This window comes from Gilliamella sp. Fer1-1, from assembly GCF_001690825.1.
GTDB lineage: Bacteria > Pseudomonadota > Gammaproteobacteria > Enterobacterales > Orbaceae > Gilliamella > Gilliamella apicola_C.
This window is the reverse complement of record NZ_LZGX01000059.1, coordinates 1-2,019: the sequence shown is the minus strand read 5'-3', so window position 1 is coordinate 2,019 and position 2,019 is coordinate 1. Positions and strand designations below refer to the sequence as shown.

Sequence of the window (2,019 nt, the reverse complement as noted above, 5' to 3'; positions counted from 1 at the left end):
TCCTTATTAAATCAGTCAAACCTTCTTCCAAGCATAAATCATCTTTGTCATTATTAGGAAGTTTTATTGCTTCAAATTGATATCTTAAAGGGATTTTTTCCGCTGAAAAAATTTTTTTATACTCCTTTACTTTTTCTGGAGTTTTCCAATAAGATAAAGGGGAAGTCATCTTTGTTGTTGTCTCATATGGAATAAAACAAATTGTATCGACTATAACTTTTCCATCAATTAATATGAGTTTAATTTTCGAAAATCTTTCTATTAAACTTTCTCTTTCAGAATCGGATCCTCCTCCAGAAACAGAATTTTTTGAAACTTTATAAAAATCCCAAATATCCGGAGATTCATTTGAATGTACATATCCTATAGAAAACATAAAAAATAAAATCAAAGTTAAACAATTTTTTTTCATTTCATGTTATCCTGCTAATTTAAAATTTCTAATTATTCAATTACTTTAATAGCATTAAAATCAAATTTTTCTGTATCAAATGACTATTATGTAACTTATCACCATCTACTACTCCTGATATTCCACTAAATAAGTTATAAATTTCTTCTCCTATTCGAAAAGTTCGAAAATGAAATTTAGCTAAAGCATTAACAAATGCTTTATCTTTTTTCCAATCTGATTGTAAATACCCCAAACTTAGTACACAACTCACGTAGAAAATCATGCTGCTTGTTTTAGTGTTTTATACTCAATCGGTGTCATGTTATTTAATGCCTCATGCGGTCTTTCGGTGTTATAAACCGTTAACCATTCTTCAGTTATTCTCCTTGCTTGCGCTAAGTTGTTAAAAAGATATAAATCGAGTACTTCAGTACGATAGGTACGATTAAATCGTTCAATATAGCCATTTTGATAAGGGCTACCGGGCTGGATATAATCAATGGTTATATCATGTGATTTAGCCCAGTTTATAAAGGTTTTTCCTGTAAATTCTGGCCCATTATCGACCCGTATTTTTAATGGATACCCATGATATTCGGCCAGTTTATCTAAGTAACGGGTAATCCTTCCTGCTGGTAAGCTTACTGCAATATCAATACCTAACGCCTCACGATTAAAGTCATCGATGACATTGAATGTCCTAAAGCGACGTTGATTACGACTACTGTCACTCATAAAATCCATTGACCAACATTCACCTTGTTTATTGGGGACTAATAACCTTTCCGGGCATCGTGGAGGAATGCGTTTTTTACGCTTTACCCTGAGATTAAGCTTTAATTCACAATACACCCGATATACCCGTTTATGATTCCATTGATAGCCGAGCTTTCTGATACGATTAAAACATTTAGGAAAGCCCCAGCGTAAATGCCGGTCTGTGATAGCATTCAACACCGAAACAATCACCGAATCATCCTGTAACTTAGCTTGATAATAGTAAGCACAACGGCTTAAACCAACAATGGCACAGCTCATAGCAATAGTAACTGAATGATTTTGTTGTAGTTGCTGTGCCCACGTTTTACGTGCCTCAGTTGGCACTAAAGCTTTTTTATGATTTCTTCCTGAAGCTGGGATTTTAAGCTCAGTTCGGCAAACATCTGCTTAAGCTTGCGGTTTTCAGCCTCTAGCTCCTTTAATCGTTTGATATCCGACATTTCCATTCCGCCGTATTTTTCTCGCCATTTATAGAAAGTTGAATTACCCATGCCATATTGACGGCACAGTTCTTTAACGGGAATACCTGCTTCAGCTTCTTTTAAAATAGCTACGATTTGATGTTCAGTCATTTTTTTCATAATTAAATCCTCTTTTACTTTTATCATAGAGAATTTTCTACTTTTTTGCTGTACTATTTTAGGGGGTAGTTACAGGTCCCTTTTTCAGCACTTTCATCATCACAAAGGTAATTTGTAAACTGATAAGATTTAGAATTAATACGAAACCAAGCCTCGTCTACAGATGTTTTATTTAAACAAGGCTCTTGAGCATAACAAATAACACTGGTTGTCACCATGGCTATTAATAGTGTTATTTTTTTCATAAAAATCTGATTCCTTATT

General features: G+C 33.8%; 4 protein-coding genes. All 4 read right to left on the bottom strand.

Annotated features, from left to right (window positions below; translation table 11 throughout):
• Nucleotides 1–412 (bottom strand): hypothetical protein (locus A9G28_RS07595; protein ID WP_141674711.1); only part of this gene is annotated, 412 nt, incomplete at its 3' end.
• Between the two features lie 40 nt (nt 413–452).
• A complete protein-coding gene (locus A9G28_RS07590) occupies nt 453–665 on the bottom strand; it encodes a hypothetical protein (RefSeq protein ID WP_141674710.1) in 213 nt (70 codons plus the stop codon).
• A gap of 8 nt (nt 666–673) precedes the next feature.
• Nucleotides 674–1,755 (bottom strand): IS3 family transposase gene (locus tag A9G28_RS07585; protein WP_442903260.1). Its coding sequence is split into 2 segments (ribosomal slippage): nt 674–1,509 and nt 1,509–1,755, totalling 1,083 coding nucleotides; the frame shifts between segments, so codons are not numbered across the junction.
• A 53-nt stretch (nt 1,756–1,808) separates the two neighbouring features.
• Entirely contained in the window at nt 1,809–2,000 is a 192-nt protein-coding gene (locus tag A9G28_RS07575) for a hypothetical protein (protein WP_065566379.1), read from the bottom strand.
• Between the last annotated feature and the right edge of the window lie 19 nt (nt 2,001–2,019).